Origin of the sequence: Kitasatospora putterlickiae (assembly GCF_039527695.1) — a bacterium.
In the GTDB taxonomy this organism is placed as follows: domain Bacteria; phylum Actinomycetota; class Actinomycetes; order Streptomycetales; family Streptomycetaceae; genus Kitasatospora; species Kitasatospora putterlickiae.
The window spans coordinates 1-3,779 of sequence record NZ_BAAAKJ010000286.1 but is presented as its reverse complement, the minus strand read 5'-3'; the positions used below and the strand labels follow the sequence as shown (position 1 = coordinate 3,779).

The following is a 3,779-nucleotide window of genomic DNA, read 5'->3' as shown; positions in this document are numbered from 1 at the left end:
GCCAGCGTGATCAGGGCGCCGCCGACGTTGCCGCCCCCGCCGCCGACCAGCACGGTCTCGCCGGTGCGCAGCCCGCCGTGGGTGAACAGGGCGAGGTGCGCGGTGGCCGCGGGGTGGAGGGCGGCGACGGCCTCGGCCGGGTCGACGCCCGGAGGCAGGCGGTAGAGCCGGTCGGCGGGGACGGCCGCGCGTTCGGCCGCCGCGCCCTGCCGGCCGCCGTGGCCGAGGCTGTTGCACCAGACCCGGTCACCGGGGCGGAAGCCGGGGGCTCCGGGGCCGGCCCGGAGCACGGTGCCCACGAGGTCCCGCCCGATCACGAACGGGAAGGGCAGCGGGGTCCGGAAGAGGCCCGAGCGGACGAAGGTGTCGACCGGGTTGACCGATACCGCGGTCACCGCGACCAGGACGTCGGTGGGGCCGGGGTCCGGCTCGGGCACCTCGCCGTGCCGGATGGCGGTGGCCGGACCGAGCCGCGGAATGAACGCTGCGCGCATGGGACCGATCCTGCGGGAGGTGCGGACGGGCGGCGTCGGATCGCGGCATCGTTCGTCAACTCCCTTGTCTCGGAAGGAAAGACGGGGTGGGACGGGCTGCCGCCCGACCTGACATAGATGCTACACCGATCGGTGCAATCTCTCATCTGCACGGAGTAGTTTACTCGGCCTGCGGGCGGGGACGACCTGCCTCCGTCCCCGCCCACCGGCTCGACCACCAAGGACGGGAACATGGCCACCGACCGACTCCTCGCCCAGCCGGGACCGAGACCCGCCGGCGGGAGCGGGCCGGGCACGGCGCGCGCCGCCGCCGTCCGCCTGCCGTCCCTGACCGGCCTGCGCTTCCCCGCCGCCCTCGCGGTCTTCGCCTACCACGCGGCGCTGCCGATCCCCACCCTGCGGTTCTTCGCCGACGACGACGTCGAGCACCGCTTCACCGGCCTCGCCGACCAGGCCGGCGGCCTCGGCGTGGCCTTCTTCTTCGTGCTCAGCGGCTTCGTGCTGACCTGGTCGGCCCGCCCCGGCGACACCGCCACCGGGTTCTGGCGGCGCCGCCTGGTCAAGATCGTCCCCAACTACGTGGTCGCCTGGGCGCTGGCCATGGTGCTCTTCGCGGGCGCCTACACCCCGGCCCGCACCGCGGTCCTCAACCTGCTGATGCTGCAGGTCTGGATACCCGACTTCAACACCTACTTCAGTGTCGACCCGCCGAGCTGGTCGCTCGGTGCCGAGCTGGTGTTCTACCTCTCCTTCCCGCTGCTGCACCGGGCGCTGCGCGCGATCCGCCCCGAGCGGCTGCCGTACTGGATCGCCGGGGCGGCCGCCGCCGTCGTCGCCACCCCCGTCCTCGCCTACCTGCTGCTGCCCGACACCCCCGGCGTGCCCGGCGGCTACCGGGCCTCGGTCGCCCAGTACTGGTTCGCCTACGTGCTCCCGCCGGTGCGGATGGTGGACTTCGCGCTCGGCGTCCTGGTCGCCCTCGCGGTGCGCTCCGGCCGCTGGCGCGACCTCGGCATGGCCTGGTCCGGCGTGCTGCTGGCGGTGGGCTACGCCGCCACCCGCTGGGTGCCCTACCTGTACGCCCAGCGGGCCCTCACCGTGGTGCCGATCGCGCTGCTCGTCGCGTCCGCCGCGATCGCCGACCGGGACGGCCGGTTCACCCCCTTCCGCAACCGGGTGATGACCTGGCTCGGCGAGGTCTCCTTCGCCTTCTACCTGCTGCACTTCATCGTGCTGACCGAGCTGCGCGACCTGCTCGGCACCCGGATGTACTCCACCGTCGAGGGTGTCGGCCTGCTGCTGCTCGCCGTCGTGGTGACCGTGCTGCTCTCCTGGGTGCTGTACCGGCTGGTCGAGGCGCCGATCACCCGGCGGTTCTCCGCGCCGCGCGGCCGGCCGGCCGCGACGACCACCGCCCGACCCTCCTGACCGACGTCGAGAAAGCGAGCCGAACCCATGGGCAAGATCCTCGTCACCGGGGCGACCGGCCAGGTCGGCGCCGAGGTGCTGGCACAACTGCTGGCGGCCGGGGCCGACGTCCGGGCCGGTGCCCGGACCCCGGAGAGGCTGGCGCCGCCGGCCCCGGTCGAGACCGCCGTGCTCGACCTCACCGACCCCGGCACCCACGGCCCGGCACTGGCCGGGGTGGAGAAGGTGTTCCTCTACGCCGTCCCGCGGGGCACCGCCGGCTTCCTCGCCGCGGCGAAGGAGGCGGGCGTGCGGCACGTCGTGATGCTCTCCTCGCAGACCGTGGTGGACGCCTTCCCGGTGCAGAAGCCGATCGTCGAGATGCACCGCGCGGTCGAGGAGGCGGTGCTCGCCTCCGGGATCCCGCACACCTTCCTGCGGCCGCACAACTTCGCCACCAACCTCCTGATGTGGGGCTGGCCGGAGTCGATCCGGGACGGGGGACGGATCCGCTTCCCGTACCCGGAGTCGCACAGCGACGCGATCCACGAGAAGGACGTCGCCGCGGTCGCGGTGGCCGCGCTCACCGGGGCCGGCCACGAGGGCCGGGCGTACTTCATCAGCGGCCCGGCCTCGATCACCCAGCGGGAGCAGCTGGCGGCGCTCGCCGAGGCGCTCGGCCGGCCGCTGGTGTTCGAGGAGCTCACCGAGGCCGAGGCGCGCGAGGCGCTCGCCCCGATCGTGCCGGTCTGGGTGATGGACGCGGTGGTCGGCTACTGGGCCGGTTCCGACGGCGTGCCGACCGAGGTGTCCGACACGGTGGAGCGGCTCACCGGCCGCCCGGCCCGGACCTTCGCCGAGTGGGCCCGCGACCACGCCGCGGACTTCACCGCCTGAGCGCCCGCCACCGACCGCGCCGGAGCGGTGGGCCGCGCACCTTAGCGGGACGGGGCGCGAACCGTAGGGTCCGGCGCAAGCGAACCCGCGATCCGAGGGGGACCGATGAGCGGCCCAGCCATCACCCGACCCCTGCCGGCGGAGCCGCAAGCCTCCCCGGAGGAAGGCCGGTTGCTCGACGCCTCGCACGAGGTGCTGCTCAAGGAGCTGTGCGCGGTGCTGTTCGCCTCGCTCCCGCGCAGCGACCAGCGGCGCAAGGGCGCCCAGTACCTGCGCGGGCTGCTCGGCGCGCGCGGGCGCAAGTCGATCCGCAACATCGCCACCGTGGTCGGCGGACCGGCCGCCGAACAGAGCCTGCACCACTTCATCACCAGCTCCACCTGGGACTGGGGCCCGGTCCGCCAGGCCCTGGCCCAGCACCTGGCCAGGATCGCCCCGCCGCAGGCCTACGTGCTGCGGCCGATGGTCGTCCCGAAGGCCGGCGACCACTCGGTGGGCGTCGACCGCCGTTTCATCCCGGCCCTCGGCCAGGTGCTCAACGCCCAGCAGGCGGTGGGCGTCTGGACCGCCTCGGAGAGCTTCAGCGGACCGGTCAACTGGCGGCTGCACCTGCCGCGCACCTGGCTGGAGGACGCGCCGCGGCGCAGCCAGGCGCTGATCCCGGACGAGGTGGACGCGGAGACCCTCGGCGACTGCGCGCTGGAGACGGTGCTCGGCCTGCCCGCCCGCTGGGGACTGCCGGCCCGCCCGGTGGTCGCGGACGCCCGGGACGCCGACGGGCTGCGGCTGGTGCGCCGGATGCGGGCCGAACGGCTGCCGATGCTGGTCCGGGTGGGCGGCTCGTTCCCGCTGCGCCCGGTGGCGCCGCCGCCCGGCCACCCGGCCGGACCGGGGCCGGCCTGCCACCTGCTCACCGCCGCCCGGGAGCTGCGCCGGCCGGTGGTCTGGTCGGACCCGGCGGGCGCGCCGCGCGCCGGGCTG

The 3,779-nt window shown here is 75.0% G+C and carries 4 protein-coding genes; 3 read left to right on the top strand and 1 reads right to left on the bottom strand.

All coding sequences use genetic code 11. The annotated features are described in order from the left end of the window. On the bottom strand, positions 1–494 hold a 494-nt coding region (locus ABD308_RS27785; protein ID WP_344340076.1), incomplete at its 3' end, for an alcohol dehydrogenase catalytic domain-containing protein. Positions 495–725: 231 nt separating this feature from the next. On the opposite strand from ABD308_RS27785, the gene ABD308_RS27780 reads away from it, so the two are divergent. The 3 genes from ABD308_RS27780 to ABD308_RS27770 form a co-directional block, all read left to right on the top strand. Continuing rightward, positions 726–1,922 carry an acyltransferase family protein gene (locus tag ABD308_RS27780; RefSeq protein WP_344340072.1) on the top strand — a complete coding sequence of 399 codons (1,197 nt, stop codon included), beginning with the start codon at positions 726–728 and terminating at the stop codon, positions 1,920–1,922. A gap of 27 nt (positions 1,923–1,949) precedes the next feature. Further along, positions 1,950–2,798 (top strand): NAD(P)H-binding protein, encoded by an 849-nt coding sequence (locus ABD308_RS27775; protein ID WP_344340069.1) that lies wholly within the window; start codon positions 1,950–1,952, stop codon positions 2,796–2,798. A gap of 120 nt (positions 2,799–2,918) precedes the next feature. Beyond that, a partial coding sequence (locus ABD308_RS27770; RefSeq protein WP_425554865.1) for an IS701 family transposase occupies positions 2,919–3,779 on the top strand: 861 nt, incomplete at its 3' end.